This is a genomic window from Paenibacillus aurantiacus (assembly GCF_042431225.1).
In the GTDB taxonomy this organism is placed as follows: Bacteria; Bacillota; Bacilli; order Paenibacillales; family Paenibacillaceae; genus Paenibacillus_Z; species Paenibacillus_Z aurantiacus.
The window spans coordinates 285,081-301,727 of the sequence record NZ_JBHMDO010000033.1 but is presented as its reverse complement, the minus strand read 5'-3'; the positions used below and the strand labels follow the sequence as shown (position 1 = coordinate 301,727).

The 16,647-nt window shown below is 53.1% G+C and carries 15 protein-coding genes; 9 read left to right on the top strand and 6 right to left on the bottom strand.

The window, feature by feature from the left end:
• Positions 1 to 508: 508 nt before the first annotated feature.
• From ACFFSY_RS20275 to ACFFSY_RS20265, 3 genes are all read left to right on the top strand, one after another.
• The gene (locus tag ACFFSY_RS20275; protein ID WP_377497415.1) at positions 509 to 1,171 is read left to right on the top strand and encodes a DUF2625 family protein; all 663 of its coding nucleotides are present in this window, start codon (positions 509 to 511) and stop codon (positions 1,169 to 1,171) included.
• A gap of 206 nt (positions 1,172 to 1,377) precedes the next feature.
• Positions 1,378 to 1,704 (top strand): Imm44 family immunity protein, encoded by a 327-nt coding sequence (locus ACFFSY_RS20270; RefSeq protein ID WP_512699696.1) that lies wholly within the window; start codon positions 1,378 to 1,380, stop codon positions 1,702 to 1,704.
• A 582-nt stretch (positions 1,705 to 2,286) separates the two neighbouring features.
• Positions 2,287 to 2,952, top strand: a complete 666-nt coding sequence (locus ACFFSY_RS20265) for a hypothetical protein (protein WP_377497411.1) — start codon at positions 2,287 to 2,289, stop codon at positions 2,950 to 2,952.
• Positions 2,953 to 3,062: 110 nt separating this feature from the next.
• Here the strand turns inward: ACFFSY_RS20265 and ACFFSY_RS20260 are convergent, their stop codons facing one another.
• From ACFFSY_RS20260 to gdhA, 5 genes are all read right to left on the bottom strand, one after another.
• Positions 3,063 to 3,848, bottom strand: a complete 786-nt coding sequence (locus ACFFSY_RS20260) for a hypothetical protein (RefSeq protein WP_377497409.1) — start codon at positions 3,846 to 3,848, stop codon at positions 3,063 to 3,065.
• 47 nt (positions 3,849 to 3,895) lie between these two features.
• Positions 3,896 to 4,492, bottom strand: coding sequence for a sugar ABC transporter permease (locus ACFFSY_RS20255; protein ID WP_377497849.1), 597 nt, complete (start codon positions 4,490 to 4,492; stop codon positions 3,896 to 3,898).
• 239 nt (positions 4,493 to 4,731) lie between these two features.
• Positions 4,732 to 6,096 (bottom strand): carbohydrate ABC transporter permease, encoded by a 1,365-nt coding sequence (locus tag ACFFSY_RS20250; RefSeq protein ID WP_377497407.1) that lies wholly within the window; start codon positions 6,094 to 6,096, stop codon positions 4,732 to 4,734.
• A 24-nt stretch (positions 6,097 to 6,120) separates the two neighbouring features.
• On the bottom strand, positions 6,121 to 7,449 hold the full coding sequence (locus ACFFSY_RS20245; RefSeq protein ID WP_377497405.1) for a sugar ABC transporter substrate-binding protein: 1,329 nt from the start codon (positions 7,447 to 7,449) through the stop codon (positions 6,121 to 6,123).
• A 486-nt stretch (positions 7,450 to 7,935) separates the two neighbouring features.
• A complete protein-coding gene (gene gdhA / locus ACFFSY_RS20240) occupies positions 7,936 to 9,315 on the bottom strand; it encodes an NADP-specific glutamate dehydrogenase (protein ID WP_377497403.1) in 1,380 nt (459 codons plus the stop codon).
• 147 nt (positions 9,316 to 9,462) lie between these two features.
• On the opposite strand from gdhA, the gene gltC reads away from it, so the two are divergent.
• Entirely contained in the window at positions 9,463 to 10,362 is a 900-nt protein-coding gene (gene gltC, locus ACFFSY_RS20235) for a glutamate biosynthesis transcriptional regulator GltC (protein WP_377497401.1), read from the top strand.
• 221 nt (positions 10,363 to 10,583) lie between these two features.
• On the opposite strand, the gene ACFFSY_RS20230 is transcribed toward gltC, so the two are convergent.
• Complete coding sequence (locus ACFFSY_RS20230; RefSeq protein WP_377497399.1) at positions 10,584 to 10,889, bottom strand: putative quinol monooxygenase; 306 nt, start codon at positions 10,887 to 10,889, stop codon at positions 10,584 to 10,586.
• A 214-nt stretch (positions 10,890 to 11,103) separates the two neighbouring features.
• Here ACFFSY_RS20230 and ACFFSY_RS20225 point away from each other — a divergent pair, with 214 nt between their 5' ends.
• The 5 genes from ACFFSY_RS20225 (at position 11,104) to ACFFSY_RS20205 (ending at position 16,596) form a co-directional block, all read left to right on the top strand.
• The gene (locus ACFFSY_RS20225) at positions 11,104 to 11,715 is read left to right on the top strand and encodes a DNA-3-methyladenine glycosylase I (protein ID WP_377497397.1); all 612 of its coding nucleotides are present in this window, start codon (positions 11,104 to 11,106) and stop codon (positions 11,713 to 11,715) included.
• 62 nt (positions 11,716 to 11,777) lie between these two features.
• Positions 11,778 to 13,070, top strand: a complete 1,293-nt coding sequence (locus tag ACFFSY_RS20220; protein ID WP_377497395.1) for an MFS transporter — start codon at positions 11,778 to 11,780, stop codon at positions 13,068 to 13,070.
• Between the two features lie 248 nt (positions 13,071 to 13,318).
• Positions 13,319 to 14,680: an ABC transporter substrate-binding protein gene (locus ACFFSY_RS20215; protein ID WP_377497393.1), complete on the top strand. Its 1,362-nt coding sequence runs from the start codon at positions 13,319 to 13,321 to the stop codon at positions 14,678 to 14,680.
• A 96-nt stretch (positions 14,681 to 14,776) separates the two neighbouring features.
• Entirely contained in the window at positions 14,777 to 15,727 is a 951-nt protein-coding gene (locus ACFFSY_RS20210) for a carbohydrate ABC transporter permease (RefSeq protein ID WP_377497391.1), read from the top strand.
• A gap of 5 nt (positions 15,728 to 15,732) precedes the next feature.
• Positions 15,733 to 16,596, top strand: coding sequence for a carbohydrate ABC transporter permease (locus ACFFSY_RS20205; protein ID WP_377497389.1), 864 nt, complete (start codon positions 15,733 to 15,735; stop codon positions 16,594 to 16,596).
• Positions 16,597 to 16,647: the final 51 nt, after the last annotated feature.

Genomic DNA, 16,647 nt, shown 5'->3' with positions numbered 1-16,647 from the left:
GACGCAACTTTGGCGGAAAATAATGGAGTGGACTGAGTAGGACTTAACAAAGAGAAGTCTGTGCAAACTTTTGGTTTGACCCAGAGATTCCGGATGTATGTAGATGTCAAAACCATAAATGAGGATGAAGCAAACATGAATGAGACATTTGTTAAAGCACTATATGAATCAATCGTAAAAGAAAATCTCACCCTCTCTACAGAAATTTGTACGAAACAACGATTGTGGGTCCTCAAACAGACGAGTATTGGAAGAATGCAATAAACCTCTATAACAGCCTGAATGTAGAGAACAGAGAGCATCTATTGAAAATAGTGGAACAAACCATGGTCGACACCATTTCGAATATGCTTGGCATTCTAGATGGAAGTTCGACTTTAGCTGAATGCCCGATTGAACCCACTTTGCTATTAGATTCAGTGGCTACTGACGGAGAGCTTCAGGATTCATTTTTAGCTTTAATCGAAGAAATAGATAGTGTGTAAAATAAACGTAAGGCGGTAGGAACTTGAAAACGTCACGTGAATTAACGCAAGATGGATCAACAAACGAGATCTTTCAAGAGTGGCGAGAAAAAGCAACTAACCACGTGGAGGTCTTATCCCCAAGCAGTAACAGGGATGGGATTCTAATGAAACTTCAAGTGGCAACAAAATCATTTCTTGGTACGGTAACCTATAATACTGGCGGGTTACTTGTTGACCATGGATGGATAAGGATTTATGGTTCAGGTCATCCCCGTTTAAGAAGAGATATCGTGAGCTGGAACCTTTTCCAAAATGATCAAAGCACCAGACAATCCCAAGCATTAGCTATTGCCGATGATGTCTTAGGTGGGTTCTTTGCATTAAATGGAGGAGCTTTCCCAGGAGATCAGGGAGAGGTGTATTATCTAGCGCCAGATACCCTTGAGTGGGAATCACTAGGTATGACATATACAGATTTTATCAACTGGATTTTCTTTGGAGACATATGCAAATTTTATGAGTCACTTCGGTGGAGAAATTGGAAAGAGGATGTACTTCAAATTGAATCTGACGCCGGGTTTCTTATCTATCCTTTTCTTTGGGCTGAAGGAGAAGAATTAGAGAAACGGGCGCGTTCCATTGTTCCCATTGAAGAACTATGGAAAATAAATCAAGAGTATAGAGAGAAGTTAGGAATAGTATGACTATGAAACTTGAATGGTTTATGACCATTCAGGTTTTTTAATTTTAACTAGAGAATACTTCATTCCGTGCAGGAGATGCTTACAAAAGAAAGAGCACTTGTTGAGAAAAAACTGGTCCAGAGAACAAAGAAAAATGGGTTAAAAAAGAAAAAGTATGTGTGTGTGAACATGAACTCCGATCACCAACAATTACTTTCGGCTCACAAATGGGAGACACAAATGCCGCTGAGGTGGTCCAGAAGCTATTGATTGAGTTAAGGCAACTATTTAAGACTTATTGCAATAAAGAGTATTCTCTTGAGATTAAGGAGTTTGCTAATGTATTGCGTGTAGATGGGGACATAAGGGCGTGGAATTTTGTAGGATGTCAGAAATTAAGAATCAATCGGAAAGACAAATATATAACGGTTGATGTTGGAATGCCCCGTGAGAAATGGGAAGCCCAATCTGAAGCGAATATTAAGCGGTATTTATTTGGTGGAATTAAAGATGCCATTATTATCATGATCAATAAGTTAAAAAAGAGAAGATGACCATAAAGGAAGAAGAACTTCTACAGGACTTAGCAATGGTCTAGGAGCTGTATATTAAATTAAAATAGTGGATATAGAATAGTGAAAAACGGAGATGAGACCTGAGAGGCATTATGTGCGATAAAAAATGAAAAAGTAATAAGAAAGGGACAAGATGAAAAAAATCAAATCAATGAACAGTATCTTACTTTACCATATGAGACCTATAATTTCATTTTTTGGGTTATTAACCCAAATGCAGGTTCAATAGTTTTTTACAAACATCATAAGTATACGGAGGGTGCTAAATATACTTGTGAAAATGGTGTGAAAGCAATTCCAATAGAGGGCTGGAACTATTTCCTATTAGGCAAATAGTTTGAAATCAATTTCGCGCACTTGGAAAAATCGGTTCTGGTACTACAGATAATTGGTACTATTAGGTCTTAATGCATTATAATAGAATATTCTTGCAGTGTATTGCTTACGTCTTCATTGAAGGAGAGGCATACCACGAAGAAAGCAATATCGGTCTCTATTGTCAATGTCGAAGTTTACAAGCAAGCAGCTAATGCATTCTGAGATGAGTAGGGGAAAGTTAAATTGGAATTACGAAAAGGAATTGTGCTAAAGATTGTTTGTTTTTTCGGGATCGTGGTTTGTAGTGGGGAATTATTTTTCTATACGGCAACCAATGGTATTCCATGGGAGAAGGCGAGATACGAAAAGAAGGTTGATGATTATCTTAAAACAAAGTACCCAACTATAGAATTTACTTTGCGCGGAGTAAGCTATAGCAAAATCGACAGTAATTTTTATTCTTCTTGGGCTGCGGACTCCGGAGTATTAATTAACGTTGCTCCCACATATGAGAACGGATTCCAAGATAACTATCTTGCTACGAGTAAAGGTTTTGATGTTAGTAACGAAATAAACTCATTTGTACAAAAGAACTTTAATGAGTACTCTACAGCTGAACTACTAATCGAAGCAAGAGAAGATTTACTTAATAAGTATGGGGACGATGTCTTATACTCAGATATGGGTAAGGAAATACATTCATTGTCTAAGATCCACATTAGACTTCATGCAGACTTTTCAGAATCTGAAGAGGAAGTAAGTAAGTATCTCAAAATTATCCATTGGATAAAAGTAAAAAAGTATGAAGCCACTACTGTGTTATTTTTTAAGTCACAGCCCCAAATTATCATTCATTATGACGACTTAGCTAAACTCGAGACTTGGGAAGACTTGAAGAAGTTTTATTAATGAATAGTAGAAGAACGCACCTTGCAAATCGAATAGTTTCTTGGGTTAGTTGAAAGTAGAAAAGCCTCGGGCACCAGCCCGAGGCTCTACTTCGTTGCATGGGAAGTTTGCTAGATAATCCTGCTCGCACCGCACTCCCGCGCCATCCGCCGAATCTCCCAGCTCAGCCGCTCATTAACCGGATAATGCCGCTCGATATAACCAAGTATCGCCAGCGCAGATTCCGGCAAACGGTCGCAGCCTTGGAGCATCTCGCTCAGCTGGCCGGCGAACGCCGGGAATCGGCGTTCCAGCCGCCGTTCCGAGCCGAACGGATCCGGGAAGAACGACTCTTCCCGCTCCAGCAGATGCAAGACGGAGACCAGATTGTCGATCGCATAGCTCTGGATGAACCGCAAGGCCGACAGACGCTCGCCGCGGGCATAACGGCTGAGGCCGACATACAGATTCGTCAGCGCCTCATTGAGCGGATGATGCAGGTCTGTCTTAGGTTCCTTGGCCGGCAGCCCCCAAGTGGCAGGGACATTCGTCTGCCAATCGGGTGATCGCCACACCATTCGACCGCCGGTATACGAGATGACGGCGAGCTCTTCCTCCTCGAAGATCGCGAACTCGCCGTAGATGCCGTCTTCGAACAGAATCTTGTAGCCCACCTCGGTATTCAAGAAGCTATAGGCCAACGCATGAGCATTCTCCAGCCAGTCCAGACTTTCCAGAAAGCGCGGTTTCGCGCCGGCTCGAACGAATACGAAGAAATCCAGATCCGAGTATTCATCCAGCCGATCCGTCTCGAGTCCGACCGATCCAAGACCGAGCAGTCCTAAAGCGCCATCCGTCTTGCTTAAGGACTCGCCAATGGCATTGAGTCGTTGAAGTAGTTTTTCGGTTTGCACCATCATGACCATCCTTCACAGTTGTTATGTTTGTTCCGCTGCCCGACCCGCTAGCCCTTATCCGCTCCGGACGTCAACCCTTCGACGAGATAACGCTGGAAAATGAGGAACACCGCGGTGATCGGCAGGGCAACGAGCACGCAGCCGGCCGCGAAGATCGTGAACTGCGTCGCGAAATTGCCGCTGACCATATTGAACAGTCCGACCGCGAGCGTCTGCTTCTCCGTCGACCGCAGCACGACCTGCGCGAAAATATAATCGTTGAATGCGCCGGCGAACGAGGTGACGGAGAGCAGCACGATCATTGGGCGGGACAAGGGAAGAAAGATACGGAAGAAGACGCCCCAGTGACTTGCCCCGTCGAGCCGTGCCGCTTCCTCCAGACTCTTGGGAATCGTGTCGTAGTATCCTTTGACGACCAGATAGCCCATGGCCGCGCCGGCCGTGTAGACGAGCATCAAGGCCGAATGTTTATTGAGCAGGTCCATATTAAGCAGCAGGATGTAGACGGCGAACAAGCTCATGAACGAAGGGAACATGCCCAGGACGAACAGGACGCTCATCACATTTTTCTTGCCGTAGAACCGGAACCGCGAGAACGCATAGCCGGTGAGCAGGACGAAGATCGTCCCGAAGATGGTGGACACGACCGCGATCTTCAGGGTGTTCCAATACCACGCTGCGAACGGGAAACGCGTGAACAGCTCGCTGTAATGCGCCACCGTCCAGCTGACGGGAATGAGCGTCTCGCTGAATAACGATGTCCCCGGGCGGAAGGAGGACAGCACCACCCATAGGGCAGGGAATACGGCGAATACGCCGATCAAGGCAAGCAGCACGTAACTAACGGCCATCCACAACGATTGTCTCAGCCGATGGCCGGTTCTCATCGGTACGTCTCCTCCTCTTTGAACGCCTTCGTCCGGCGGAAATTCCAGATCGACAGGCCGGCGATAATGACGAAGATCATAATGCTGATGACGGAGGCGAAATTATATTTGCCATTCGTGATCGACAGCTTATACAACCACGTGATGAGCAGATCGGTCTCGCCCGCGAATTGGTATTCGCTGTTGGCCGGGTTGCCGCCGGTAAGCAGGAAGATAACGCCGAAATTGTTGACGTTGCCCGCGAACGTGCCGATCAGAATCGGGGCCAGCGAATACATGACGCTCGGGAACGTAATCATCCGGAAGCGCTGGATCGGAGAGGCGCCGTCAACCTCGGCCGCTTCGTATTGCTCCCTTGGAATCGTGGTGAGAATCCCCATGATCAGCAGCATCGAGATGGGGAAGCCGAGCCAGAAATTGACGATGAGCACCGTTACTTTCGCCCAGAACGGATCGGCCAGCCACTCCGGACCTTCAATGCCGAACCAACGCAAGTATTGGTTGACCGGGCCGAATTGCGTATTGAAAAAGTTGCGCATGATGAGCAGCGACACGAACGATGGAATGGCGAACGGCAGCATGTACAGCGTGCGCCAGAACGATTTGAACCGGACGAACTTCTGCTGTACGAGCAGCGCGATCGCGAAGCCGCCGAAGAAGGTCGTGACCGTCGACAGCACCGCCCACGTAATCGTCCACGTGAACACCCCGTAGAAGGTTTTGGCCCAGGCGCTCAGTTGGAACAGGTCCAAGAAGTTCGTGATGCCGACCCAATTGACGAGATTCGCCGGCGGAAGATGGTTGGGCGATGAATAGTCGGTGAAGGCGATCAGGATGGAGAAGACGATCGGCAGCACCGTGAAGAACAGCACGAACAGCAGCGGCGCCGACAGAATCATGTACGGGAACCACTTGTCGTTGACGAACTTCAGCGTCTCGATGAACGGCTTCGGCGCAATGCCTTGCTCCCGCAGCTTGCCGATTCGGTACGCATCGCGAATGGATGCCGCGTACAGCAAGACAAGCAGGAAGACGACGAAGAGGACGATAAGACCCTGCACCATGAGGAAGATCGAATGGTCGCCGGCGATCGGCTGGTATACTTTGCCGACGAGCTTCATCTGCTGCTTCTGTTCCCCGAGCGTAGTCAGACCCCAGAGCGCATGTCCGAGGCGGGTAATAGCGAAGTACAGGCCAAGCGCATACATCGCCAGCAAGATAAAGCCCTTGCCCCACTGGCGATTATACAGTTGGCCCAGCCCCGCCGCGACAACCGATAGCGCAGCGGAATTACGCGCATGAGGGAGGCTGTCCATGGCGGGAGGAAGGGTAGGGATAGAGCTCGTATTGACTTCGCTCATGCTTGCTACTCCTTTCTTGGCGGATTATTTACCCTGCTGTTCGATGGCGATTTTGAGATCCGCCGCGGCTTTGTCCATCGTCTTCTGCACGTCGGCGCCGTTCCAGATCGGCTCGAGCGCGGCCGTTACCGGCGTCCACACCGCGCGCATCTCGATAATGCCCGGCATTGTCTGCGCGGTTTTGAATTGCTCGAGGAAGGCTGTCGCAACTTCGTTCTTGTTAATTGCCGCGTCGTCTTCCATCCCGTTGCGAGCGGGGATAATGCCGGTCATCTCGAATTCCTTGGACAACGCTTCCTCCGACGTGAGCATCTGGATGAACAGCTTGGCGGCGTTCGGGTATTGACTGAAGGCGCTGACGAAGTAGGACTTCACGCCGGCGAAAGGAAGCGGGCTCTTGCCGTTCGGCATCGGAGGGAGCGTGGCGGCGCCGACTTCGAAGCCGAGTTTCTCGGTCGTGAAGTTGCCCAGCTGCCAGATTCCGTCCATGTTGATCGCAAGCTTCCCGGTCTGGAACAGGTTCGTCTTGACGTCGGCCGTCGCGTCGGTCGCTTTGATCGGGAGGATGTCGTGCAGGCTTTGGTAGAACTTCATCCCTTCCACGAATTCAGGTTTGTTGATGCCGATATCTGTCGGGTCGGTTCCGTTCTGGCCGAAGATGTAGCCGCCATAGCCATTCGCGAACGCATTGACGAAATACAAGTCGTTGGCCAGGAACATGAAGCCGAACTTGTTGTTCTTCGGCTCGTTGAATTTCTGCGAGAAGGCTTTGATGCTGTCCCAGCTGGCCAGATCCTCAGGCTTCACGAGCGATTTGTTATAGTAGAGCAGGTAAGTCTCCATATTCCGCGGGTAGCCGTACAGGACCCCGTCGATCGTCACGGCATCAACGGCCGCTGGCAGGAAGTTCTTCTTCGTCTCCTCGGCGTAGAAGTCGTTCGGCAGGAAGAGTCCGGCGGCAACGGCTTCGACGAGCTGATCGTGGGGGATCGCGAGAATGTCGGCGCCGATGCCTGCCGGCCCGTCTGTCGTCAGCCGGTTGCGCTGGTCGCCGCCGCCGACTTCTTGGAATTCAACGGGGACGCCGTACTTCGCCGTGAACTGCTTTCCCATTTCCTCGAGGAACGCCTGCTGCTCCTTCGCTTCCCAGATGATCAGCTTAGCGCCAGGCTCGGGTGAGAGCTCATCCGAACCGGATGCGTTCGACTGCCCGTCGGCGTTCTGCTCCGCCGTAGTCGGTGCGGTTTCATTTCCTCCTCCATTGCTGCCATTCCCCGTGCTTCCGCCCGAGCATGCGCTCAGCGCGATCGTCATGGCCATGGCGCTGAGAAGAACCCCTGTTTTCTTCATCATCGTTTTGTAACCCCTTTCGTTAATATGCGTAAAATGCAACCGCTTACAAGTATCGGCGGTTAGCATCTCGCCACAGAATCAGCGTCGTTCCTTCGCAGAAACGGACATAAGGGTACACCCTTGGATTCGTCCGAGGATGTACCCTTAACAGGTAACATTGCCTTCATCTTTTGCTTGAAGGAAATATCAGATGTGTAATATTTAAACATTTTATAGATGCAAAAAAGGCACATCCTCCGGCGTGTAGCTTCGAGGATGTACCTGTTCAGGTAGCATTGCCTTTAACTTATTACTAGCATCATACGTGATCGTTCAAGAAATTTCAACCACAATTTCCCACTTCCGAAGATATTACGCAATCGATAGCTAGATGTTGGATCGGACGGGAATATCGTGATTGGAAGAGGCGTACAGGCAATGTAGAGAGAATAGGGAGCAAGCCGCGGCGGCATGCTCCTTATTCGACGAGGTACTGGTTATGAATGATTAGACGCCTTGCGCGATCATGGCATCCGCCACTCGGACGAATCCGGCAATGTTGGCGCCGATGACGAGATTGCCCGGCACGCCGTATTTCTCGGAAGCGTTCATGCATTCATTATAAATATTGCTCATGATCTGCCGCAGTTTGACGTCGACTTCGTCCATCGTCCACGACAGCCGCGCGCTATTCTGAGCCATCTCCAGCGCCGAGACGGATACGCCGCCCGCATTGGCGGCTTTGGCAGGGGCGAACAGCACGTCATTGGCGTGGAAGACGTCGATGGCTTCCAAGGTAGAAGGCATGTTGGCGCCTTCGCCGACGGCTTTAACGCCATTGCGAACGAGCAGCTCGGCGGACGCCTTATCGATCTCGTTCTGCGTCGCGCAAGGCAGCGCGATATCGCTCGGTATCGTCCAAATTCCGGAACAGCCCTCGACATAGACCGCATCGGGATGGTCGATGATGTAATCCCGGCAGCGCCGGTTCTCGACTTCCTTCAACCGTTTGATCGTCGCCAGATTAATGCCGGCTTCATGATAAATATAGCCGCCGGAGTCGCTGCACGCGACGACCTTGGCACCTAGCTGCATCGCTTTCTCGATCGCGTAGATCGAGACGTTCCCCGACCCTGACACGACCACCGTGCTTCCGTTGAATTCATAGCCCGCGTTCTTCAGCATATGCTCTACGAAATAGACGGCTCCGTAGCCGGTCGCTTCCTTGCGGCCGAGGCTTCCGCCGTATCCGATGCCTTTGCCGGTGAGCACGCCCGCTTCATAGGCGCCGACGAGCTTCTTGTACTGTCCGAACATATAACCGATTTCCCGGGCGCCGACGCCGATATCGCCTGCGGGTACATCCGTATCCGCCCCGATATGCTTGCTCAGCTCGGTCATGAAGCTTTGGCAGAAGCGCATAATTTCACGATCCGATTTGCCCTTCGGATCGAAGTCGGAGCCTCCTTTGCCGCCGCCGATCGCTTGCCCCGTCAATGCGTTCTTGAAGATTTGCTCGAATCCCAGAAACTTGACGATGCTGGAGTTGACGGTCGGGTGGAAGCGCAAGCCGCCTTTGTAGGGCCCGATCGCATTGCTGAATTGGACGCGGTATCCGCGATTCACCTGCACCTGGCCGTTGTCGTCCTCCCAAGGCACACGGAACGAGATGAGCCGATCGGGCTCGACCAGCCGGTCGAGGATGGCATGCTCGACATAAGCCGGATTGTGGGCGAGTGCGGGGATGAGCGAGAGAAACACTTCTTTTACAGCCTGGTGGAATTCCGTTTCGTGGGGATTACGGTTCTTCACAGTCTCGAATACGCGATTGACGTAATGATGCGCCTCTTGCGAATTCGCTTGTACGGCTTCCTCTACTAAACGCATGAATACACTCCTTCGTGGTGGATGGTGCAGATATCGGTTCCTCTTTTTCCGATCGTAGTTTAATATTAGTATTTAAGAATTGATCGCTTCAATATTCAGATAACATCGAGTTGATGCGTTAAATGCATGAAGTGGAGGATCATACCGGTGGAAGTGAGGCAAATGCGATACTTTATGGAGGTTGCCAAGCGGGAACACGTCACGGATGCGGCGAATGCGCTGCATGTCGCGCAGTCTTCCGTCAGCCGGCAGCTCTTTCAGCTGGAGAGCGAATTAGGGGTCGATCTCTTCATCCGTGCGGGACGTCGAGTCAAGCTGACGCCGATCGGGAAGATTTTGCTTGCGCGCGTCGAGCAGATCATGAACATGATCGATGAGGCTGAACGTGAAGTGAAGGAATATTTGGAGCCGGAGAAGGGGGTCGTTCGCATCGCATTCCCGATCAGCTTGGCGGCGCATGTGCTGCCGACGGCGATCTATGCGTTTCGCAAGCGGTATCCAGAGGCTAAGTTTCAGATGAGGCAGGGGCTCTACCGCGATTTGATCGAAGGCGTGGCAAGCGGCGAGTTCAACCTCGCTTTGATCGCCCCGCTGCCAACCGGCGAGAAGGCGATTCAATCCAAGCTGCTGTTCACTGAACGAATCGTGGCGCTCTTGCCTATCCATCATCGGCTTGCCGATCGGACAAGCATCCGGCTGGAGGAACTGCGGGAGGATTCATTCGTCACCTTGCCGGAAGGCACGATCTTCCGTGACATCGTATGGAACGCATGCGGCGAGATCGGGTTTGCGCCGCACATCGCATTCGAAGGCGATGATATCGATGCGTTGAAAGGGCTGGTATCGGCCGGCCTCGGAGTCGCGCTTATGCCGGAGGTAACCTTGGTAGATAACATTCCGCATGCCACGGTGAAGATTCCGCTGGTCGATCCCGAAGTCACCCGGACCATCGGGGTCATCTGTCCGACGCAGCGCAAGCTGCTTCCGGCAGAGCAGTTGTTCTATCAGTTTCTGTCCGAATTTTTTGCGCGGCGCAAGCAAGAATGAACGGGTGGATGACGCTACTTGTATGCGGCAAGTGAACAAGGCTTGGTTCCCCGGCAGGGAGCTAAGCCTTGATTCGGTTCGACGAACACAATCTATTGCAAGATCGACAGCCCTCGTTCCAGCTCCATGGAAAATGGTGGACGTAAACGCCACGCACAGGAATTCGTCCTGTACGCCGGCCACGCTGAGGGACCGGTTAGGCGTCAATTCGAATAACCCGATTAAATTAACCCTTTGCCGCCAAGCGGCCGCATTTTCGTACCTTCGACGCGTTCGATATACGGCATCGCCTCCGCGATTGCCGCTCGAGTCTCAGGCTGCGCGAGCGATTCCGCATGCGCTTCCTCATTTGTCCATATTTCGGTCACCCACAGCGTATCGGCTTCCGTATCCGAACGGTGGATGATGTAGGCTTCGCATGCCGGAATGGCTTGCAGCGAAGCGCTTGCGTCCAGCAGGATGCGCGCCAGTCTATCGGCTTCGCCGGGTTTGGCAATGAATTTCGCGACCATTGAAAATTTGTGCATGTCATACGCCTCCTTGAAAATTAGGTTTCCCTATTAGAAAAACAGAGGACAGGCTGACTGTATTGTAAAAGTGCGACAAGCATAGGAATCGCAATTCTCGTGGCGAACATCTCGTAACATGTTTTTGACAAAACGCGAACGTATGTGCTAACCTGCAACGAGAATACGAGCTTCGCATATTTGCATCATTAGTTTGCATACAAGGAGAAATGAGATGAGCGATATCGTAACGGGTCCGGATGGACAACCACGCTGCCGCTGGTGCGCCGGCGGCCAGGAACTGCTCGACTATCACGATACCGAATGGGGGTTCCCGGTGCAAGAGGATTCCCGCCTGTTCGAGAAATTAAGTCTGGAAGGCTTCCAATCTGGGCTTAGCTGGCGTACGATCCTCGTGAAGCGCGACAACTTCCGCGAGGCGTTCGATCATTTCGACTTCAACAAGATCGCTCGCTATACCGATCACGACGTGGAACGGCTGCTGCAGAACGAAGGCATCATCCGGCATCGGGGCAAGATCGAAGCGGTTCTGAACAACGCGCGGCTGGCACAGGCCATTGTCGAACGGGATGGCTCGCTTGCCGCTTATATTTGGCGTTTCGAACCGGACAAGGACAAGCTTGCTCCGCCTCGGACCGTGACGACCTCGCCCGAATCGGTCGCCCTGTCGAAGGCTCTCAAGAAACAAGGCTGGAAGTTCGTGGGGCCGACCACCATGTACGCCTTCATGCAATCGATGGGGCTTATTAATGATCATCCCGAAGAATGCGTGATCAGAAGCAAGGTCGAACGCGCGCGCGAGCTCTTCAAGAGACCGGGGCGTTGATGAGAAGCTCGTCGTCATATTAGACTTGTTCTATTCGAGCGGAAATGGAAGGTGATGCACGCATGGTGCATGAACGACAGACTCCTCAAGGAGATGCCGAAGTCCGTAAGCTGCGTCAGCGATTATATAAGCGATCGTTGCTCATCGTGGTGATCGCGCAGTTCTTTGGCGGCGCAGGCTTAGCAGCCGGCGTCACAGTAGGCGCGTTGCTGGCACAAGACATGCTTGGCACGGAGAGCTTCGCAGGTCTTCCATCCGCATTGCTTACGATCGGCGCCGCCTTTGCATCCTTGCTGGTGGGACGATTCTCGCAGCGCTACGGGCGCCGATTGGGACTGGCCGGAGGATTTCTCGTTGGCGGCATAGGCGCCATCTTGGTTATCGTGTCCGCAGCATACGATAATGCCTTCCTGTTGTTCGTCTCACTATTTATTTATGGAGCGGGAACAGCGGCGAACTTGCAGGCGCGATACGCGGGAACGGACTTAGCCCGGGCGGATCAACGGGCGAAGTCGATCAGCATGGCGATGGTGGCGACCACGTTCGGCGCCGTCGCGGGTCCCAATCTCGTGGATGTGACTGGCCGATGGGCGACGGCGGCCGGATTGCCGTCCATGACGGGACTATTTATGCTGGCCGCTGCCGCGTTCTTGTTGGCAGGCGGCGTCTTGTATATTTTCCTTCGCCCGGACCCTCTGCTTGCGGCAGCGCAAATGGCAGATGTTTTCGAGCCGCTAGGGCGGAAGGCAGCTGAGAAAGGAGCTTCGCCATCGGGCAATCGAGGGCTAGTCGTCGGATCGTCCGTCATGGTGCTGACCCAGGTCGTGATGGTCGCCATCATGACGATGACACCCATTCATATGAAGCATCATGGACATAGCTTGGGAGACGTGGGAATGGTCATCGGTATCCATATCGGCTCCATGTATCTCCCGTCACTGGTGACGGGAGTGCTAGTAGACAAATTGGGCCGGACGGTCATGTCGATGACGGCGGGCGGGTTGCTGCTGCTGGCAGGATTGCTGGCCGCTTTGGCGCCAGCCGATTCCATGCTGCTATTGATCGCTGCTCTTGCGTTGCTTGGACTCGGCTGGAACATTGGGTTCATTAGCGGAACGGCTCTGATCGTAGATGCGACCGAACCATCCGGCCGCGCCAAGGTGCAAGGAACGCTGGACGTGCTGATCGCGTTGGCCGGAGCATCGGGCGGCGCATTGTCCGGCATCGTGGTCGCCCAGTCGAGCTACGCCATTCTATCATTTGCGGGGGGCGGTCTCGCGCTGCTGCTTATTCCGGTCGTTTTGTGGTCGCGAACGAAACGCCAAGTCGCTGACGGCATATCGCAGCACCAATAGTCAGTTCGCTCACGGTTGCGGCAACTCTCCATGGGTAGCCGAGGACGAGATTGGCTGCAATACCCTATTATCGTCCACGAACACGCCTTTCGCAGGCGTGTTTTTTGTTATTCAGACTTACGCTAAACTCTCGCCGACCGGAACAATTTCAACCTCAAATCGGAAGAATGCCTCCTCATCAAACGTATAGCGATCCTTTACAGTTATGGGTGTAAGCTTACCAATTGTTGAGAGGGGTCAGACGAACGATGACAGGAAGCAAAAAGTGGGCGATGCCGCTCATGAGCGCGGCGCTCGCCTTCTCGCTGGCAGCATGCAGCGGGGGCAACAACGAAGGCAGCGGTACGAACGATAACGGCGGCAGCGAGACCAATGGTGGTAATACGCAAAGCGCGAACGGCGGCAATAGCAAATCGTCCTCCGGCAAGGTCGAGCTGTCGTTCTGGACGCTCGGCAATACCGGCTATGACGATCTGGTCAAGGTATGGAACGCCGAGCATCCCGATATTCAGGTAAAGGTGCAGAACACGGGCGACCAGACGGCGCATCACAACAATCTGACGACGGCGCTGTCGGCCGGATCCGGGGCGCCGGATATCTTCCAGCTGGAGATCGGCTTCATGGAGCGGTTCATCAATGCTACGGATAAATTCCACAATTTGAACGACCTGGGCGCCAAGGAGCTGCAGCCGAACTATCTGGAGTGGAAGTGGAAGCAGGGCGCGTCCGCGGACGGCAGCTTCGTGATCGGCCTGCCGACCGATATCGGGCCGACGGTCGTCTATTACCGGACAGACTTGGCCGAGCAGGCGGGGCTGCCGACCGACCCGGCCGAATTCAGCGCGGCGATCGATACATGGGATAAATTCGCGCAGGTCGCCAAGCAGTTCAAGGAGAAGACGGGCAAGCCGTTCGTGGACGGCACCGACCTGATCTACAATGCGCTGCGCGACCAGTCGGACGGCGAGATCTATTTCAGCAAGGCTGACAAATCGCTCATCGCGGAGACGAATCCGCAGATCAAGAAGGCGTACGATTTCACCGTCAAAGGCATTCAGGAAGGCTGGGTCGGCAACTGGGCGCTCTGGTCGCCGGAATGGGGGCAAGCGACGAACAACGGCGACTTCCTCATCCTGCCGGGACCGGCGTGGATGGCAGGCAACATCAAGAGCAACGGACCGGACTCCGCCGGCGAATGGCGGATCGCCCAGCTTCCGGAAGGCTCGGGCAACTGGGGCGGCTCGTTCCTCTCGCTGCCGAAGGAAGGCAAGCATCCGAAGGAGGCGTTCGAATTCATCTCGTGGCTGGATAGTCAAGAGCGCCAGCTGGAGACGTTCAAGACGAAAGGCTTGATGCCGTCGATTCCGGTGCTGTACGACGATCCGGCGTTCAAGGACTTCGCCGACGACTTCTTCGGCGGCCAGAAGACGGCGGTAGAGTATGGCAAGGCGGCCGAGCGCGTCAAGCCGATGTTCTACGGTCCGCTGCATGATCAGACCGATTCGTTCATCAAGGCAGGCTTGAAGAACGTGCTGGAGAAGAAGTCCGATCCGGAAGAAGAATGGAAGAACGCGATCGCACAGTCGAAGAAGCTAGCCGAGCGCAGTTAACGGATACAGAAGATGAACCGGGCAAGCAGGGAAGCAGCGTTAGCCGCTGATTCTCTGCCTGCTTGTTTATGGAATGATTTCGATTTGGAGGGTGCCATGGAGAGATCAATCGAGGCTGCGCCGGCGCGGCCGCAGAGACGGCCGTGGATGACGGAGAACCGCCGCAGCCAGCTGACCGCCTATCTGTTTATTTCGCCGTTCTTCTTGCTATTCGCCGTATTCGGCTTATATCCGATCGTCTTTACGATCTATTTGTCCTTCTTCAAATGGGACGCGCTTGGCCCGATGACCTATGTCGGCATGCAAAATTACAAGTGGGTGATCGAAGATCCGACCTTCTGGATCTCGTTCGGCAACACGCTGCTGATCAGCGCGATGGGTACGGTGCCGCAGCTGGCAATCGCGCTCGTGCTCGCAGTCATGCTCAATTCGGGTTTGACCCGGATGAAGAAGGGGCTGCGCGTGTTGTATTTCATGCCGAACATCACGTCGATCGTGGCCGTCACGCTCGTCTTCAGCACGTTCTACGGCAATCACGGGATGGGGAACTGGCTGCTCAATACGCTTGGCTTCGATAACATCGCCTGGAACTCCGGCTGGTGGGGTGTCAAAATCGCGATCGCCAGCATGGTGATCTGGCGGTGGACCGGGTACAACGCCATTATCTATCTGTCCGGTCTGCAGAGCATTCCGACGGATCTGTACGAAGCGGCGCGGATCGACGGCGCGAGCCGGAGCCAGCAAATGACGTTCATTACGCTGCCGCTGCTCAAGCCGTTCATTCTATTCACGGTGCTGCTCTCGACGATCGGCAGCCTGCAGCTGTTCACGGAGCCGTACGTGTTCCTCGGCCAATCGGGCACGGGATCTACCCGGCAGGAAGGGATCACGATGGTTATTTACTTGTACAGCGAGGCGTTCCGCAACAGCTTCTTCGGCACGGCGGCGGCGACGGCGGTCATGCTGTTCCTCATTACGATTCTGTTCTCGGTTATTAACATGTGGGTGTCGAACCGTCTGGGCGGCGACACGGAAGGGAGGGCTTAGCAAGTATGATGAAAGCCGCCATCACGAACCGCAATGCGGATAAGCCCGGCTTGATTGCATCGTTCTTCTATCACCTCGTCCTCGTTGTCGGGGCGTTGTTCTCGGTATTCCCGTTCTATTGGATGTTCGTTATCGCGACCCGCGACAAGAGCGGCGCATTCCATGTGCCGCCGCTGCTTACGCCGAGCGATCAATTCGTCGCGAACTTCAAGCGGGCGCTTGCGCAGTCGGATTTCTTCCAAGCGCTTAGCAATTCGGCGATCGTCTCCATATCGGTTACCGCGTCGGTGCTGTTCTTCTGCACGCTGGCCGGCTACGCGTTCGCCAAGTACGAATTCCGATTCAAGACGCCGCTGTTCTTCTTCGTCATCGGCACGTTGTTCGTCCCGCAGCAGCTAGGGGTGCTGCCGACGTACGTCATCATGGCGAAGCTGCAATGGATCGATTCGTACAAGGCGCTGATCGTGCCGGCGATGGTCAACGCGTTCGGTATTTTCTGGATGCGCCAATATATTTCTGCGGCCGTGCATACCGAGCTGATCGAGGCCGGACGCATCGATGGCTGCGGCCATTTTCGCATATTCTGGAACATCGCGGTTCCGGTCATTACCCCGGCGATGGCGACGCTCGGCATATTCACGTTCTTGAACACATGGAACGATTTCTTCTGGCCGCTCGTCGTGCTGAAGAACAGCGAGCACTTCACGATTCAGATCGCGCTGCAGCAGCTGTTCACCGTTCGGGACGGGCTCGATTACGGAATGATCATGTCCGCCACCTTCATGGCGACGCTGCCGCTGCTCATCGTGTTCCTGCTGTTCAGCCGCTGGTTCATCACCGGCTTGACGAGCGGCGCTGTGAAAAGTTAACAAAACATGACGAAAGCGCAGGAAATGTCCGGGAATACGGAGAATGTTGAG